The following is a 15,019-nucleotide window of genomic DNA, read 5'->3' as shown; positions in this document are numbered from 1 at the left end:
CGCCTAAGCGCGGCCAACACCACTCCTACGGCTTTGAGTATTTACCCACCGAGGCGTAATCCACGCTCTGCCGTTGGTAGGAACGTGCCTACGCGCGACACATTACCGACAACCCACCAACGACAGGCGGATGACGACGCCCAACACTCACACCTTCAACCACCGCGTGGAAATCGCCACGCCCACCATCAACACCGCAACCCCGATCAAGGCACCGACCAGGCCGATGCCGTGGGCGGCGAACCCGATCAATGCCGGCCCGGCCAGAATACCGGCGTAGCCCAATGTCGTGACTGCGGTAATGGCGATGCTCTCCGGCATGCGCGTCTGGTTGCCGGCCAGCGAGAAAAGGGCCGGCACTATATTGGCGCACCCCAGCCCCACCAACACGTAACCGCCCAACGAGGCCTGCCACGGGCTCACCAGCGTGAGCACCAGAAAACCCACACTGGCCAGCAGCGCGCCAAGCACGATCGAACGGATGCGTCCCAGCCGCTCCACCACCGAGTCACCCAACAGACGGGTCACCGTCATGGTCAACGCAAACACCACATAGCCCAGGCCGGCGGTACTGGGGTTGACCTGGTGGACATCTGCCAGGAACACCGAGCTCCAGTCCAGAATGGTGCCCTCGGCAAGAAACACCACAAATGCCAGAACGCCGATAAACAGCACGATGCCCTTGGGCAGCGCGAGCAACGGCCCCTGCTGGGAGATACGCTCGGCCCGCCAATGCCGAACGGACAGTGCACCGACAAGCAGCATGGCAATTACACCAGCGATCGTAGCGCTCAGCGGACCAATGCGCGCCGACAACAGCAGCGTCATCGCACCGGCACCGACAAAGCCGCCGATGCTGAAAAACGCATGAAATCCCGACATCATCGCGCGCCTGGCATCGCGTTCGACCACCACCGCCTGCATGTTCATCGCGCAATCCATCGCGCCCACGCCGGCGCCGAACACGAACAGCACCGCGCCCAGCAGCCACGGGTTGGCGACAACGGCCAGAAACGGCAGGCTGATGCAGATCAATGCAGCCGTCACCGCCATCACCATGCGAAATCCGAAGCGCGCTGACAGAGCGCCGGCCAGCGGCATCGCCAGAAACGAGCCTGCGCCCAGGCACAGCAGGATCAACCCGAGCGCACCATCGTCCACGCCGGTTCTGGCCTTGGCGAACGGCACCAGCACCGCCCAGATGGCTGCAGCAAAGCCGGGAATGAAGAAGGCTGCGCGCGTGGCGTATTGCTGCGCGCGAGCGCTGGAGCTGGGTGCAAGCGACATCCAAAAAATTCCAATGGGAGCGGCGAACGGAAACGGCGACGGGGCCGCCAAGCCGGCGCTCGCTGGTTGAAACATGGCATGACCACTGCTGCACCACGCTTGCTGCAATCGTCCCTGTCCGATGGGATGACACGCATCACTATCGCTAGCGAAACACCACCGTGCGATGGCCGTTGAGCACGATGCGATGTTCGACATGGCGTCGCACCGCACGCGCCAGCACCAGCGATTCGGTGTCGCTGCCCAGGCGCACCAAATCGCGTGGGGTCATGGCGTGGTCCACACGGGCGACGTCCTGTTCGATGATCGGGCCTTCGTCCAGATCTTCGGTGACGTAATGCGCGGTGGCGCCGATGATCTTGACCCCGCGCGCGTGCGCTTGGTGGTACGGCTGCGCGCCCTTGAAGCTGGGCAGGAAGCTGTGATGGATATTGATCGCGCGCCCGGCCAGCGCGCGGCACAGGCCGGGCGAAAGAATTTGCATGTAGCGCGCCAGCACCACCAGATCGATGTGCAGGTCGTCGACCAGCGCGAGCAGCTGCGCTTCCTGCTCGGCGCGCGTGTCTGCGGTGACCGGCAGATGATGGAAGGCGATGCCGTAGGACGCGGCCAGCGGTGCAAAATCGGCGTGGTTGGAGACCACCGCGACAATATCCACCGGCAACTGCCGGCTATGGGTGCGGAACAGCAGGTCGTTGAGGCAATGACCCTGCTTGCTCACCAGCACCAGCAGCCGCGCGCGGCGGCGCGCGTCGTGCAACTGCCATTCCATCTCAAACGCGTTGGCCAACACCGAAAACTGCTGCTCCAGGGTGGCGATGTCGGTTGATGGCGGTTTGTCGAAATGCACGCGCAAGAAAAAGCGGCCACTTTCATCGTCGCCGAATTGCTGGGCGTCGAGGATGTTGCAGGCAAGATCGAACAGCAGCCCGGTAACGCGGTACACGATACCGGTGCGGTCGGGGCAGGACAGCGTAAGAATGTAGTCGGAGCGCATCGGCGCAATGATAGCCAATGCATGACACCGCTGGCGCAGTGCTTGCGTCGGTAACTTTTACACTGCGACGTGGTGCAAGCGTCGGGGCAGCTGCACTGCAGGTATGCGCGATGGCATGTTGCCTGCGACGCGCTCGGCTCAGCCGATCAGCGCACTGCAGGCGTTGCGCTGGTGGCATGCCTCGCCAAACGCGATGCGCATGCCACTCCCGATGAAGGTCAGCGCGGCGGCAGCCGCAACATCAGTCGCCGATTGATCTCGTCCAGTTGCGCCATCGAGGTCTCCACCGAGGTCTCCATCGCTTCCTGGGTGGTGATGTGCGCACGCAGATGCGCAGGGTCGGAGAGTTCGCCACGCACCAGAAACACGTTCTCGCCCACCTCGCCGACGTGCCGGCTGAGAACCACGTAATCCACCTGATCGAAGCCATGCTGCTTGGCCAGCGGCAGCAGGCGCGCGGCCATGCGGACGCTGGCTTCGTCGGTGGGTTTGTTCAACTCGGCATCGAGCACGCCCACCGCTTCGCGGATCTGCGCGAACAGATAGTGGTCCGGATGTTCGGGATGGTCCGGACCCACCGGTCCCTGGTTGACGACCGGTTCGGCGGTCATCGTGTGCCACCGGCGCAGGTCAACGCGCGCGGTGTGCGCTCGGTCGAACCGAGCGTGATATGCAGGTGTCGCATCGCATCCTCCCTGGAGCGGCGGCTGTAACGAGCCGGCATTTTAGAAGGTCTGCTGCATGTTGAGGTGAGCAAGACGCATCGCGCCGCGCTTTCAAGCGAAGCGCGCGCGCCTCTGCGTGGCGATCAGGCCTGCCCTGCCCGCCGCGCCGACACCTCTGCCAGCACGGCCCAGTCTGCATTGCCATCGCCATGCGCGATGGCGTCGTCCAGGCTGGCGCGCAGCAGTTCGCCCAACGGCATCGGCACCTGTTTGTCGGCGCCAGCCTGGATGGCCAGGTCCACATCCTTGCGCCCCAGCGTGGCAGTGAAGCCGGCCGGTGTGTACTGGCGCTGCATGATCAGCTTGCCGTAGCCCTGGTACGCGGGTGCGGCGAACAGGGTGGTGGTGAGCATGCCCAGGAATTGAGTGGCGTCCACGCCGTGCCCGCGTGCCAGGGCGCTGGCCTCGGCCATGGCGCCGATGGCGCTGGCAAGGCAGAAGTTGGCCGCCAGTTTCACCGCGTTGGCCTGCTCCGGGGCATTGCCGATGTGCCAGGTCTTTTGCCCCAGCACATCGAACATTGGCTGCACCCGCGCCAGCGCGGCAGCGTCGCCGGCCGCCAGAATACTGAGCTTGCCTGCCTCGGCCACGTCGACGCGGCCCAGCACCGGTGCGGCAACATAGGCGATGCCGCGCTCGGCGTGCAGTGCGGTCAGCTCGTGCGCCAGCGCCACCGAAATGGTGGCCATGTTGACGTGCACGCTGCCGGCTGGCAGTGCGTCCAGCACGCCGCCGTCCAGCACGGTCTGACGGACCGCAGTGTCGTCGGCCAGCATCGAGAACAACAGCGGGCCGTGTGCGGCGCCCACCGGCGCATCCACCACCGTTGCCCCGGCATCACGCAAGGTCTGCGCGCGCTCTGGCGAGCGGTTCCAGACGCTCACCTCGAAGCCGCCGCGCAGCAGGTTGTGCGCCATCGGCAGGCCCATCGTGCCCAGCCCCAGAAATCCTATCGGCATGCGTGTGCTTCCTCTTCGGTATGACGTCGGTGGCGTGTGTCAGCTGGCGAACACGCCGCGTGCATCGCGCGGTTCGCAACGCAGATATTGCGGCGCCGGTGTGACCGATGCACCCAGCGCAGCGGCGGCATGCCACGGCCAGCGCGGGTCGTACAGGATGCCGCGTGCGAGCGCGATTGCGTCGGCCTGGCCCTCCTGCACAATCGCCTCGGCCTGCGCCGGCTCGGTAATCAGGCCCACGCCGATCACCGGCATCGTGACCTGCGCACGGATCGCCTGCGCAAACGGAATCTGATAGCCGGCCTGCACCGGAATCTGCTGACGCGGGTCCAGCCCGCCGCTGGAGACATGGATGTACTGCGCGCCACGTGCATCCAGCGCCTTGGACAAGGCGATGCTCTGCTCCAGATCCCAGCCGCCTTCCACCCAATCGGTGGCCGAGATGCGTACGCCGACCGCGATGCGCTCGGACACCGCCGCACGTACCGCGTCGAAGATGCGCAGCGTCAGGCGCATGCGGTTTTCCAGCGAGCCGCCATATTCGTCGCTGCGCTGATTGCTCAGCGGCGACAGGAACTGATGCATCAGATAGCCATGCGCGGCATGCAGTTCAATCAGCTCCAGGCCCAGGCGTTCGGCGCGGGTGGCCGCGGTGACGAACGCAGCGACCACCGCATTGATGCCGGCCTCGTCCAGCGCCTGCGGCGATGGTTTGCCCGGGTTGAACGGCTGCGCCGAGGCAGACACGGTCTGCCAGCCATGCGCGTGATCGGGGGCGATGGCCTCACCGCCCTTCCACGGCAGATCGGTGGACGCCTTGCGGCCGGCATGCGCCAGCTGGATGCCCACCGGCATCGGCGACCAGCGCCGCACCGACTGCAACACCTCATCCAACGCCTGTTCGGTAGCGTCGTCGTACAAACCCAGATCGGCGTAGCTGATGCGCCCTTCCGGCAGCACCGCGGCGGCCTCCAGGATCAACAGGCCCGCGCCCGATTGCGACAGCGTGCCCAGATGGATGCGGTGCCAATCGCTGGCGCGGCCGTCCTGCGCGGAGTACTGGCACATCGGCGCGATGACGATACGGTTGGCGAGCGCGAGCGGGCCGAAGGCGATGGGGGTGAACAACTGGCTCAAGGCAACATCCAGACGCGACATGGGGACACCCATTGCACTGCGCCAGGCGCCGCCGCACAACCGCTGCAATGGATCACTGCGTCATGCAGAGCGCGCACTGACGTACCTGGCCGACGCGGCGTGCAGCGGGTCCGGTGGCTGCTGCAGGAAAGCAAGCGCCTGCGCGCACGACTGCTCCACCTTCAGGCTGAGCAAGTCGTCGGCGCGGGTACGCCCAAAGTTCAGCGCGGCGATCGGCAGGCCGTTGCGCGCGGCAGTCTGCACGAAGCGAAAGCCCGAATACACCATCAACGACGAGCCCACCACCAGCACCGCATCGGCGGCCTGCAAATGCGCAAACGCGCGCTCCACACGCTCGCGCGGCACGTTCTCGCCGAAGAACACCACATCCGGCTTGAGCACCCCGCCACACATCGGGCACGGCGGCACCACGAAGGTCTCGAAGGCGACATCGTCCAGATCCGCATCGCCATCGGGCGCCTGCGCCGCGTCCAGCGTGGCCCAGCCGGGATTGTCCCGCTCCAGCAGCAGCTGGAACTCGGTGCGCGGCATGCGCCGCTCGCAGCCCATGCACCGCACGACATCGAGCCGGCCGTGCAGATCGATCACCGCCTGGCTGCCAGCGGCCTGATGCAGGCGGTCCACGTTCTGGGTGAGCAACACTTCCAGTTGCCCGCGCGCTTCCAACGCGGCCAATGCGTGATGGGTGGCGTTGGGTTGTGCCAGCCCGAAGCGCGGCCAGCCCACCAGGCTGCGCGCCCAATAGCGCTGCCGCGTGGACAGCTCGCCCATGAAGGCCTGAAAGGTCACCGGTTGCGGACGCTTCCAGCCGCCTTGCAGATCACGGTAATCGGGGATGCCCGAGTCGGTGCTGCAACCGGCGCCGGTGAGCACGAACAGACGCTGGTGGCGCTCGATGAACGCTTGCAGCGCATCGCCGGTGTGGTCGGTCAGGCCCGTCATCATGCAACTCCCTTAGCGGTGAGATCACTGTGCAACACCTTGGCGTGACGCGCCTGCAGCGGCGCACCACGTTGAGCCGCTGCACTGCGGGCAGTGGGTAGCGCGCGACGCGCGCCAGTGCGCCACGTGGTGCCGGCAGCATAGGGGTACGACCTGTGCGTTGCGCTGGATGCAGATGCAGATGCAGGTCCATCCGCAGGCAGCAAGCGGCTGTGTCGCTCACGATGGGGCCGTGCGGGCCAATTCCAAGCCGATGCCTACCGCGGACTCAGGCGCCGCATCTGCGACAAGGCAGTATGCAGTTGCGGGTTTGCGCCTGTGGTTCGTCGTGTGCCTGCAGGCAGGGAGCCGAGCGTGTGCAGCGCGGTCCGGTGTTTGCGTGCATCGCCATCTGGCGGTGGAGTTGCGACACCAACGCGCAGCGCGTGTGGGTGAACGACGGCCATCGCGCGAAGAACCGCAGCATCGCGCACAGGCGCACAGTCCGCAGATGCGGCAGCAATCCGCCGTTACAGCAAGCTGCTGACCTCGATCAAACTGCCATCCGGGTCGCGGCGGAAATCGACAACACCGCGCCGGTTGCGCCGGTGCGCTGGATCGGACCCTGCTCGATCATGACGCTGGCAGCGACGATGTGGCCCTGCGCCTGCTGCAGCACAGTTGCGATGATCAGGCATGGATCGGCCGATCCGGGCGTGGCACCCGCAGCTTGGGTGCGAAGGCATGCCCGGCGGCATGAAGGTTGATCTTCTGTTGCCCGAAGGCCAATACAGGCCGCCGGTCGCCAAACTCACCACCTGCATACCGAGCACGCGCGCATCAAGGTCGCAGGTGGCATGCACGTCGGCAACGGTGAGCAACAAGTGGTCGAGTCGCTCGATCCGCCTGTCATTCGCCACGCGCAGGATGCGGCGCAAAGCGGCCATACGGGCGTGCGTCATCGGCGCGTTGGCGCAACACGTGTGCGGCGGCAAACGCCAGCGCCAGCAGCGTCAGGCACATGCCGACCAGCCCGGCCCAACCGCCGTGTTGCCAGAACCAGCCGCCGAGCGCGCCGATCACGCTGGAGCCGGCGTAATACGCCAGCAGATACAGCGACGCGGCATGACTGCGGTGCGTGCCGCCGAGCCGGCTCACCCAGGCGCTGGCGGCCGAATGCGCGATAAAAAAGCCGATCGTCAGCAACACGATGCCGCCCACTACCAGCGCCAGCACATGCGCCAGGGTCAGCGCCACGCCGAGCACGCACAGCACGATGCCGGCACTGACCACCGGCCCGCGACCGAACCGATCCGACGCCGCCCCTGCCACCGACGAGCTGACGATGCCGAACACATAGGCGCTGAAGATCATGCCGATCTGGCTCTGGCTCAGGCCGAATTCCGGCCCGCCCAAGCGGAACCCGGCGTAGTTGTAGAGGCTGACGAAAACGCCCATCAACAGGAATGGCAACGCGAACAGCCACGGCAGATTGCGATCGCGCAGATGCCCGGCCCAGGCGCGCAGGTGGAACTGCAGGTTGACCCCATGCCGACGCACGAAATGGCGCGACGGCGGCAGCAACCACACAAATGCGACGGCACACAGCAGGTCGAATCCGCTCAACAGCGCCAGTGCGGTGCGCCAGTCGGTGTGGTCGGTCAGCACGCTCATCATGATGCGCCCGCTCATACCGCCGAATGCGTTGCCGGCCACATACAGGCCGGTGGCCGCGCCAAGTTTGTTGGCCGGCAGTTCTTCGCCCAGATACACCATCGCTACCGCCGGCACGCCGCCCAACGCGATGCCGGACAGGGTGCGTACCACCACCAGCGCGCCCCAGTGCGGCAGGAACGCCGCGATGAGGTTCAGCACCGCGGCCAGCGCAATGGAAGCGAACATCAGCCCGCGCCGGCCCAGGTTTTCCGAGACCGCACCGGCACAGAAGATCGCCACGGCCAGCCCGCCGGTGGCCAGCGACAGCGGCAGCGAGGCGGTGGCCGCATCCACGCCGAAGGCGCGTGCGAACTCGGGCAGCACCGGCTGCACGCTGTAGAGCAGCGAGAAGGTGGCAAAGCCGGCCAGGAACAATGCCAGCCGGATGCGGCCAGTGGCGGGCGCCGCGATCTCTGGGACGGCGGCACTGGCCGGCAGGGCGCTGGAGCGGGAATCGGAAGCAGGCACGGGTATCTGGATGAGACCGGGGACGTGGAGTATTCGCCCGCCACCACCCCCTGTCCAATATATGATGCTGGCAGTTGCCATATATGAAACAGATACCATGGAGCTGCGTCACCTGCGCTATTTCCTGGCGGTTGCCGAGGAAGGCAACTTCACCCGCGCTGCGGCACGGGTCGGCATCGGCCAGCCGCCGCTGAGCCAGCAGATCCAGACACTGGAGCGCGAGCTGGGCACGCCGCTGTTTCGCCGCACCCATAGCGGCGCGGAACTGACGCCGGCCGGCGAGGCCTTTCTGGGCGAAGTGCGCCGGGTGCTGGCCGATGTGGAGCGCGCCGCGGAAACCGCCCGGCGTGTGGCGCGCGGCGAATCCGGCCGGCTGCGCATGGGCTTCACCGCCTCGGCCGCCTTCAGCCCGGTGGTGCCACGCCTGATCCGCGATTTCCGCCGGCAATGGCCGCAGGTCGAACTGCTGCTGGAAGAAACCAACACCGCCAGCCTGCTGGTGGGCCTGGCCGATGGCCGCCTGGATGCGGCGTTCGTCCGCTACGGACTGAGCACCCCACCGGACCTGCAGCTACTGCGCTTTGCCGATGAGCCGATGAAGATCGCGGTGCCGGCGGCGCACCCGCTGGCCGCCCACAACAGCGCGCCGTTGGCGGCGTTGGCCGGCGAGCCGTTCATCCTGTTTCCGCGCAGCTTCGGTTCGAGCCTGTACGACGAAATCCTCGCCGCCTGCCGCGAGTCGGGCGTGACCTTGCGCATCACTCAGGAGGCGCCGCAGATGTCGTCGATCATCAATCTGGTCGCCGCCGAACTGGGCGTGTCGGTGGTGCCCGCCTCCACCGCGCAATTGCAGCGCCCCGGCGTGCGCTACCTGGATATCGAAGGACGCATGCCGCTCGCTCGACTGGCCCTGGCGGTTGCACCGGGCGCGCTGGACAGCGCTCCGCTGGTGCGCCATCTATGGGGGCTGGCGGAACTGATCTGAATGTAATCAAGAACCGGCGTCGCAACGACCTCAAGCGGCTGATCGCCCTTTACGCGCCCGGCAGCGGGCGCGGCACTTTCCACACCTGCGCGCTGGCTTGCCGCACCGCTCTCGCCGCTTTACGCCTACCCCCAGGGTAATCCGTTGCTTGGAACAAGGTTCATGCTGCCACGCATCACTGCTGCCAACGACACGCCCTGACTGCAGCAGTGATATGCGCGGCAGATATCAGAGCAGTGAGAACCAGAAATATGAAAGACCGTCAAACCCTGGGACAGTCGACACCCTACGTAGCACGGTGCTGTCCTGGCAAGTAAATGAATTAAATCCAAGAATGGTTACGGATGTTCCGTTGGCCACCAGAGATGGAGACGATAGAACCCACGTGATCGCTCTACGATCGCCTCCACGAGTCACACTAATACACGTTGTAAATCCTGTATTATTGATACCTCTGCCAACCACATAAACTGAGTTGATGTTACTGCGGTTCGGAACACCGACCATGAGCGCATGGTAAGGCTGGCTCAGCTGGGCATTGGCACTCGGCAAAAAACACAGCGATGCTGCCAGCACGCTGGCGGCCATAAACGAACTCTTTATGCTCATTTTATTCACTCCCGGCTTTTGATCGATTAAAGATGAGAAACCCATTTGACGGGACTTCCGGTGACCGCGGTCATCATTGTGCAATGGGTTCCACCCAAGGATGGCAACTTACATCCGCTGTTGCGCGCAGTGACAATCGCTAATCACATCCGGACTCTACTTGACAGCTCTGCAAAAAAACGGAGGCAACTTCGTGTAATGCTCCAAGGGTTCGCCATGCGACATATTCCGGTCACATTTAGCGCGATCAGGTTCGGACCTGCCATCGCGACGACAGCGCTTTGCTGGCAACGGGGTCTTGATCTCAACCATGATTGAGGTTGTTCAATATGGACTTCCCCGCTACAGAAGTATCGCCATGCAACTGCGCCACCTTGTTCTGCCCTGCCTTGATCCGACCCTCAGCCTGCGCTTCTATGCAGATACGCTGCAGTTGCCGCTGTCGGGCAACAGCGTTCGCATCGGCTGGAGCACGCTGGAATGCATCCAGGCGCAGCAGCCTGTGGGCAGCGTGCATCTGGCCTTCAACGTGGCGCCTGCGCGCTTCGATGCAGCGGCGGCATGGATCGGCGCACGTGCAACGCTGCTCACCGATCCCGCTGGCCAGGAACGCTTCCAGCTCGATGGCGTGTGGCAATCGCGTTCGGTCTACTTTGCCGGCCCCGATGGCGCCGTGCTCGAACTGATTGCGCGCAATGCACTGCAAGACGCACCCACCGGCCAGGGCATATTTCATGGCAGCGAACTGCTGTGCCTGAGCGAGATCGGCCTGCCCAGCAGCAACGTGGCCGCTGTGACCAGCAGCGTGGCCCATCATTTTGGCGTGCAGCCGTTCGCGCCGGCCGTGGAAGGCTTTGTCGCGCTGGGCGACGATGACGGCTTGTTGATCGTGGTGGATCAGCGCCGGCGCTGGTTCCCGCAACAACGCCAGCTGCCGTGGGCCGACGGCTTGCGCGTCAGCGTGGATGCACCACAGCCGGGCCTGCGGCTGCGCGATGCGCAGGGCTGGGAATTGCTGGCTGCCTAGGTCACAGCACCACGTTGGCTTTGCAGTGCAAGGCGGCGTCGCGCAGCATCGCCGTCACTTCGACCATGCATGCTTTACCCCGCTGCCGTGCTGCCGTGCTGGTGGGCGATAGCCACAGCACGGCGCTCTGCCATCGCACACCCACCGGCTGACCTACTCGACGCACGCACGGCGCCGCCACCGATGCGGCAGCGCCGTGCATCGGTCGCATTGCAAACTCAGAGGTAGTACCAGGTCACATGGGCAGTCATCCCACCCAGGCCGGACGACTCCACCGCCACCGTCATGACCGGATTGCCCCGGGCGCGGCCACCCACGTAGTAGCACTTGATGTACGCATAACCGCGCTTGGGCGGGCATGCGCCTTTGTAATAGCCCACACGCTCGCCAACGATCTCCATCTGCGTTGCGGCAGACAAATGGATCGCGTCCCAGTAAGCATCCTTGTCGGCATTGTCGCAGCCGGTGAGCTTGGCGCCCGATTCGGATTTGTTGTACCAGTGCGTCGCCGCACAATTGGCGAGGCGTTTCACCTCGGTCGAGCGATAGGACAGATTCCCACTGACCTTGAACGAATCTGCGTAGGCCAACGTGACGCCGCCAAGGGTCAAGGTGAGCACTGCAGCCACGGCGAACACACCGCGCTCCAGGTAACGAGAAATGCGCATGGTCTTTCCCTTCAGTGCGAGGGCCGATTGCCCGTCGGCGAAGGTGGGCACTGGCGGTGACCGCATGACGACCTGCGCGTGACAACACCGGCATATCGCTCGACAACGCGCTACGTGGCTGCACGCTGCACTATCGCGTTAGCGGCCGGCTGCACGTCGTGCCTTTAAGTGCCCTGGTCTCCGCGACGAGAGCGGCGTGAATCTGGCGGTTTTAGCGCAGTGCACAGGTGCTGGCGGGCAGCGGGTTATCGAACGGTAGCCATTGTGCCTTCGGCACCATCGTCCATGCACGAAACAGCGCGCGATGGTGCCGATAACCAGCGCTCACTTCAGCGATGCGATATCTCGGCGATGCGGCAGCCGATAACTGCGTATCTTCAGCTGGCCGCTTGAGGCACGGGCAAACGGAAAAATGCGCGCGCCGCAGCGGTACTGTTGGCAGCGGTCACCGCCACGTCTTCGCCGCGGTCGCGCGCCAGTTCTTCAACAATATGCGACAGAAACATCGGCTCGTTGCGGCGGTCCTTGGGCATGGGCTTGAGCGTGCGCGGCAACAGGTAGGGCGCGTCGGTTTCGATCATCAAGCGGTTGGCGGGGATATTGCGCACCAGCTCGCGCAGATGCGCGCCACGGCGTTCGTCGCACAGCCAGCCGGTGATGCCGATGTAGTAGTCGCGATCCAGATAGGCGAACAGTTCTTCGCGCGTGCCGGTGAAGCAATGCACGACGGCCGCACCCAGCTTGCCGTCGAAGCTGCGCATGATGGACAGGAAGTCGTCGTGCGCGTCGCGCTGATGCAGAAACAGCGGCTTGCCATTGTTGGCGGCCAGTTGCAGCTGGCGCTCGAAGGCCTTGTGCTGGGCCGGGCGCGGTGCGAAATCGCGGAAGTAGTCCAGCCCGCATTCGCCCACCGCCACCACCTGCGGATGCGCCTGCAAGGTGCGCATTTCGGCCTCGCATTCGGCGGTGAATTCCACGGCATGATGCGGGTGGACGCCGGCGGTGGCGTACAAGACTCCGGGATGTTGCTGCGCCAGTTGCAGGGCCAACGGCGAATGCTCGCGGCTGGCGCCGGTGATCACCAGCTGCGCCACGCCTGCCTCGCGTGCGCGTTGCAGCACGGCGTCGCGGTCGCGATCGAAGGAATCATGGGTGAGGTTGGCGCCGATATCGATCAACTGCATGGTGCGGGTGTGGCCTGAAAGAGCAGATGCGATTGTACTGGGTGAGCGTTGCCCTCATCCGCCCTGCGGGCACCTTCTCCCGCAGGCGGGAGAAGGGATAGCCGTTGCGGCGTCTGCATGCCATCCGCCTGTACAAACGCGTTGCCGTTCCCCTCTCCCGCCTGCGGGAGAGGGGCAGGGGTGAGGGCCGCTTGCGCAACATTCTTACCCCACCACCGGCACCACCATCGCATCGATCTTCGCCGCCAGCGCCTGGATTGCCAGCTGCGCCGAGCGCGAGAGTTGTCGCTGCGGGGCCACGCACAACGCCAGCGTCATCGGCTTGGTCAGGTGCTGGCGGAACGGCACAAATGCCAATCGCCCGTCGGCCACGTCGGGCGCGGCGTCCAGCCACGACATCAGACCCACGCCCGCACCCGCGCGTACCAGTCCGCGCAGGGTGCGCACATCGTTGCAGTGGGTGAGCCGCTTCACGTCGATGTGCTGGCGCTGGTACAGCACCTTGGCGTGCTCGCCCACGATCAGCGGCGCGGCCGGCAGCAGCAGCCGATGCTCCAGCGTTTCGCTCAGCTGCAGCTCGGTACGCGTGCTCAACGGGTGCCCGACCGGCATGGCAATACCCAACGGGATATCCGCAAACGCGCGCACCTCCAGGTCCACGCTGCTCACCGGGTCCAGCAGCAGGCCGATATCCACGTCGGCGGAGGTCACCATTTCCATCACCCGCTGGTTGCGCGCGGTAGACAGATTGAAGGTGATGCCCGGGTATTCCTGCACCAGCGCGGCCACCGCTGCCGGCACCACGCCTTCGCTGAGCGCGTCGATCATGGCGATCTCCACATGCCCGCGGCGCAGCCCCTTGAGTTCGTCGAAGCGCTCCAGGGTGCGCGCGTAGGCCTTTTCCCAGCCGCGCACATCCACCAGCAGCAGCTCGCCGGCGGCGGTCAGCCGCAGCCGACCGGGCAGGCGCTCGAACAGCTGGGCACCCAGCTCCTCTTCGGCCTTGAGGATCTGCCGGTCGATCGCCGAGGCGGACACGTGCAACACGTCGGACGCCTTGCGGATGCTGCCGCAGCGGGCCACTTCGATGAAGTAACGGGTGAAGCGGGAGAAGGTCAGCATGCGGCAGGGCTCGGTTGGTGTTGCATTTTTTGCAATGGCTTGGCGGAAAAACGATGTTTGATCACACACCCCCGGCTTCCTAGAGTCAATCGGGCACCGCTCCCGCCTCACGCCAGAGACCGCCCCATGGATGTCGCCGTCCCCGCCCTGCCGCTGCACTGCACCTTCGAAGCCGCCGACTGGCAGCGCCTGGCCCAGCATTGGCACGCGGTGGCGCTGAGCAGCGAGGTGGGGCAGGCGCCGTTCAAGGCCACCCTGCTGGACGAGCCGCTGGTGCTGTACCGGCTGGGCGAGGAGCTGGTGGCCGCGCGCGATGTCTGCCCGCACCGCGGCATGCCGCTGAGCATGGGCACCGCCGACGGCGGCGGCGTGGTGTGTGCGTATCACGGCCTGCGTTTCGGCGCGGGTGGGCGCTGCAATCACATCCCGGCCAGCCCAACTCAGAACATCCCGGCCAAGATGCGCCTGCACACCTATGCGGTGACCGAGCGCTACGGCTTGATCTGGGTGTGCCTGGCAAAACCGGCGGGCGTGACCGCGGCCGAGGTGCAGATCCCGCCGATGCCCGGTTGGGACGAGAACGGCTTCCAGCAGATCGTGTGCCCGGCGTTCGACATCGGCGGCAGCGCCGCGCGCCAGCTGGAAGGCTTTATCGACGTGGCGCATTTTGCCTTCGTGCACACCGCCACTTTCGCCCAGCCGGACAAGCGCGAGGTGCCGGCCTACACCACCACCGAAACGCCCACCGGCTTCAACGCCGACTACCTCAGCAGCGTGGCCAACTATTCGGTGGACATGCCGTTGCCGGACGTGGACCCCAGCTTCCAGTGGCTGCGGCACTTTGAAATCCATCTGCCATTTACCGCCACGCTCACCATCCACTTCCCAGTGCCGGGCAAGCGGCTGGTGATCATGAATGCCGCCAGCCCGGTGTCCAAGCACAAGACGCGGCTGCTGGTGCCGATCGCGCGCAACTTCGACACCCATCTGCCGGTGGAAGACGTGCACGCCTTCAACCTGCGCGTCTTCGAGGAAGACCGCGCCATGGTCGAAGCGCAGCGCCCCGAATACCTGCCGCTGGATCCCTTGCTGGAAGTGCACATCCCGGCCGACCGTAGCTCGATCGCCTATCGCCGTGGCCTGCGCAGCCAGGGCTATAGCGACTTTTTCCTGCGCTGACCGCCAAGGACACT

At 65.3% G+C, this 15,019-nt stretch carries 13 protein-coding genes and 1 pseudogene; 3 read left to right on the top strand and 11 right to left on the bottom strand.

Translation table 11 applies throughout. The features are described 5' to 3' along the window. Nucleotides 1–147: 147 nt before the first annotated feature. The 8 genes and pseudogenes from ACZZ0O_RS07530 to ACZZ0O_RS07495 all read right to left on the bottom strand — a co-directional run bounded on the left by ACZZ0O_RS07530 (nucleotide 148) and on the right by ACZZ0O_RS07495 (nucleotide 8,231). Nucleotides 148–1,287 carry an MFS transporter gene (locus ACZZ0O_RS07530; RefSeq protein WP_463590430.1) on the bottom strand — a complete coding sequence of 380 codons (1,140 nt, stop codon included), beginning with the start codon at nucleotides 1,285–1,287 and terminating at the stop codon, nucleotides 148–150. A 145-nt stretch (nucleotides 1,288–1,432) separates the two neighbouring features. Beyond that, nucleotides 1,433–2,284, bottom strand: coding sequence for a formyltetrahydrofolate deformylase (gene purU, locus ACZZ0O_RS07525; protein WP_055853506.1), 852 nt, complete (start codon nucleotides 2,282–2,284; stop codon nucleotides 1,433–1,435). Nucleotides 2,285–2,502: 218 nt separating this feature from the next. Further along, entirely contained in the window at nucleotides 2,503–2,895 is a 393-nt protein-coding gene (locus ACZZ0O_RS07520) for an XVIPCD domain-containing protein (RefSeq protein ID WP_115515051.1), read from the bottom strand. A 197-nt stretch (nucleotides 2,896–3,092) separates the two neighbouring features. Next, complete coding sequence (locus ACZZ0O_RS07515) at nucleotides 3,093–3,968, bottom strand: NAD(P)-dependent oxidoreductase (protein WP_463590429.1); 876 nt, start codon at nucleotides 3,966–3,968, stop codon at nucleotides 3,093–3,095. Between the two features lie 39 nt (nucleotides 3,969–4,007). Beyond that, nucleotides 4,008–5,126: an NADH:flavin oxidoreductase/NADH oxidase gene (locus ACZZ0O_RS07510; protein ID WP_463590428.1), complete on the bottom strand. Its 1,119-nt coding sequence runs from the start codon at nucleotides 5,124–5,126 to the stop codon at nucleotides 4,008–4,010. A 60-nt stretch (nucleotides 5,127–5,186) separates the two neighbouring features. Beyond that, entirely contained in the window at nucleotides 5,187–6,068 is an 882-nt protein-coding gene (locus ACZZ0O_RS07505) for an NAD-dependent protein deacetylase (RefSeq protein WP_463590427.1), read from the bottom strand. Between the two features lie 509 nt (nucleotides 6,069–6,577). Further along, a pseudogene (locus ACZZ0O_RS07500) lies at nucleotides 6,578–6,994 on the bottom strand (VOC family protein). After that, entirely contained in the window at nucleotides 6,957–8,231 is a 1,275-nt protein-coding gene (locus ACZZ0O_RS07495) for an MFS transporter (RefSeq protein ID WP_463590426.1), read from the bottom strand. Before ACZZ0O_RS07495 ends, ACZZ0O_RS07500 begins: the two are co-directional and overlap by 38 nt. A 97-nt stretch (nucleotides 8,232–8,328) precedes the next feature. On the opposite strand from ACZZ0O_RS07495, the gene ACZZ0O_RS07490 reads away from it, so the two are divergent. Continuing rightward, entirely contained in the window at nucleotides 8,329–9,216 is an 888-nt protein-coding gene (locus ACZZ0O_RS07490; protein ID WP_115526793.1) for a LysR family transcriptional regulator, read from the top strand. A gap of 967 nt (nucleotides 9,217–10,183) precedes the next feature. After that, nucleotides 10,184–10,852, top strand: a complete 669-nt coding sequence (locus ACZZ0O_RS07485) for a VOC family protein (protein WP_463590425.1) — start codon at nucleotides 10,184–10,186, stop codon at nucleotides 10,850–10,852. 218 nt (nucleotides 10,853–11,070) lie between these two features. Here the strand turns inward: ACZZ0O_RS07485 and ACZZ0O_RS07480 are convergent, their stop codons facing one another. The 3 genes from ACZZ0O_RS07480 to ACZZ0O_RS07470 all read right to left on the bottom strand — a co-directional run bounded on the left by ACZZ0O_RS07480 (nucleotide 11,071) and on the right by ACZZ0O_RS07470 (nucleotide 13,826). Further along, entirely contained in the window at nucleotides 11,071–11,571 is a 501-nt protein-coding gene (locus tag ACZZ0O_RS07480; protein ID WP_463590424.1) for a hypothetical protein, read from the bottom strand. Between the two features lie 326 nt (nucleotides 11,572–11,897). Then, the gene (locus ACZZ0O_RS07475; RefSeq protein WP_463590423.1) at nucleotides 11,898–12,704 is read right to left on the bottom strand and encodes a TatD family hydrolase; all 807 of its coding nucleotides are present in this window, start codon (nucleotides 12,702–12,704) and stop codon (nucleotides 11,898–11,900) included. A 204-nt stretch (nucleotides 12,705–12,908) separates the two neighbouring features. Next, nucleotides 12,909–13,826, bottom strand: coding sequence for a LysR family transcriptional regulator (locus ACZZ0O_RS07470; RefSeq protein ID WP_115515045.1), 918 nt, complete (start codon nucleotides 13,824–13,826; stop codon nucleotides 12,909–12,911). A gap of 126 nt (nucleotides 13,827–13,952) precedes the next feature. Between ACZZ0O_RS07470 and ACZZ0O_RS07465 the strand changes: the two genes are divergently transcribed. Beyond that, nucleotides 13,953–15,005 carry a Rieske 2Fe-2S domain-containing protein gene (locus ACZZ0O_RS07465; protein WP_463590422.1) on the top strand — a complete coding sequence of 351 codons (1,053 nt, stop codon included), beginning with the start codon at nucleotides 13,953–13,955 and terminating at the stop codon, nucleotides 15,003–15,005. The last annotated feature ends 14 nt before the right edge of the window (nucleotides 15,006–15,019 follow it).

It is taken from the genome of Xanthomonas sp. AC360 (genome assembly GCF_979258225.1).
The sequence above is the reverse complement of the archived record's forward strand: the minus strand, read 5'-3'. Positions and strand labels throughout refer to the sequence as shown.

Excerpts from the sequence above, each read along its gene's own strand:
- ACZZ0O_RS07530 (WP_463590430.1), bottom strand. The coding sequence starts at position 1,287 with ATGTCGCTTGCACCCAGCTCCAGCGCTCGCGCGCAGCAATACGCCACG.
- purU (WP_055853506.1), bottom strand. The coding sequence starts at position 2,284 with ATGCGCTCCGACTACATTCTTACGCTGTCCTGCCCCGACCGCACCGGT.
- ACZZ0O_RS07520 (WP_115515051.1), bottom strand. The coding sequence starts at position 2,895 with ATGACCGCCGAACCGGTCGTCAACCAGGGACCGGTGGGTCCGGACCAT.
- ACZZ0O_RS07515 (WP_463590429.1), bottom strand. The coding sequence starts at position 3,968 with ATGCCGATAGGATTTCTGGGGCTGGGCACGATGGGCCTGCCGATGGCG.
- ACZZ0O_RS07510 (WP_463590428.1), bottom strand. The coding sequence starts at position 5,126 with ATGTCGCGTCTGGATGTTGCCTTGAGCCAGTTGTTCACCCCCATCGCC.
- ACZZ0O_RS07505 (WP_463590427.1), bottom strand. The coding sequence starts at position 6,068 with ATGACGGGCCTGACCGACCACACCGGCGATGCGCTGCAAGCGTTCATC.
- ACZZ0O_RS07490 (WP_115526793.1), top strand. The coding sequence starts at position 8,329 with ATGGAGCTGCGTCACCTGCGCTATTTCCTGGCGGTTGCCGAGGAAGGC.
- ACZZ0O_RS07485 (WP_463590425.1), top strand. The coding sequence starts at position 10,184 with ATGCAACTGCGCCACCTTGTTCTGCCCTGCCTTGATCCGACCCTCAGC.
- ACZZ0O_RS07475 (WP_463590423.1), bottom strand. The coding sequence starts at position 12,704 with ATGCAGTTGATCGATATCGGCGCCAACCTCACCCATGATTCCTTCGAT.
- ACZZ0O_RS07470 (WP_115515045.1), bottom strand. The coding sequence starts at position 13,826 with ATGCTGACCTTCTCCCGCTTCACCCGTTACTTCATCGAAGTGGCCCGC.
- ACZZ0O_RS07465 (WP_463590422.1), top strand. The coding sequence starts at position 13,953 with ATGGATGTCGCCGTCCCCGCCCTGCCGCTGCACTGCACCTTCGAAGCC.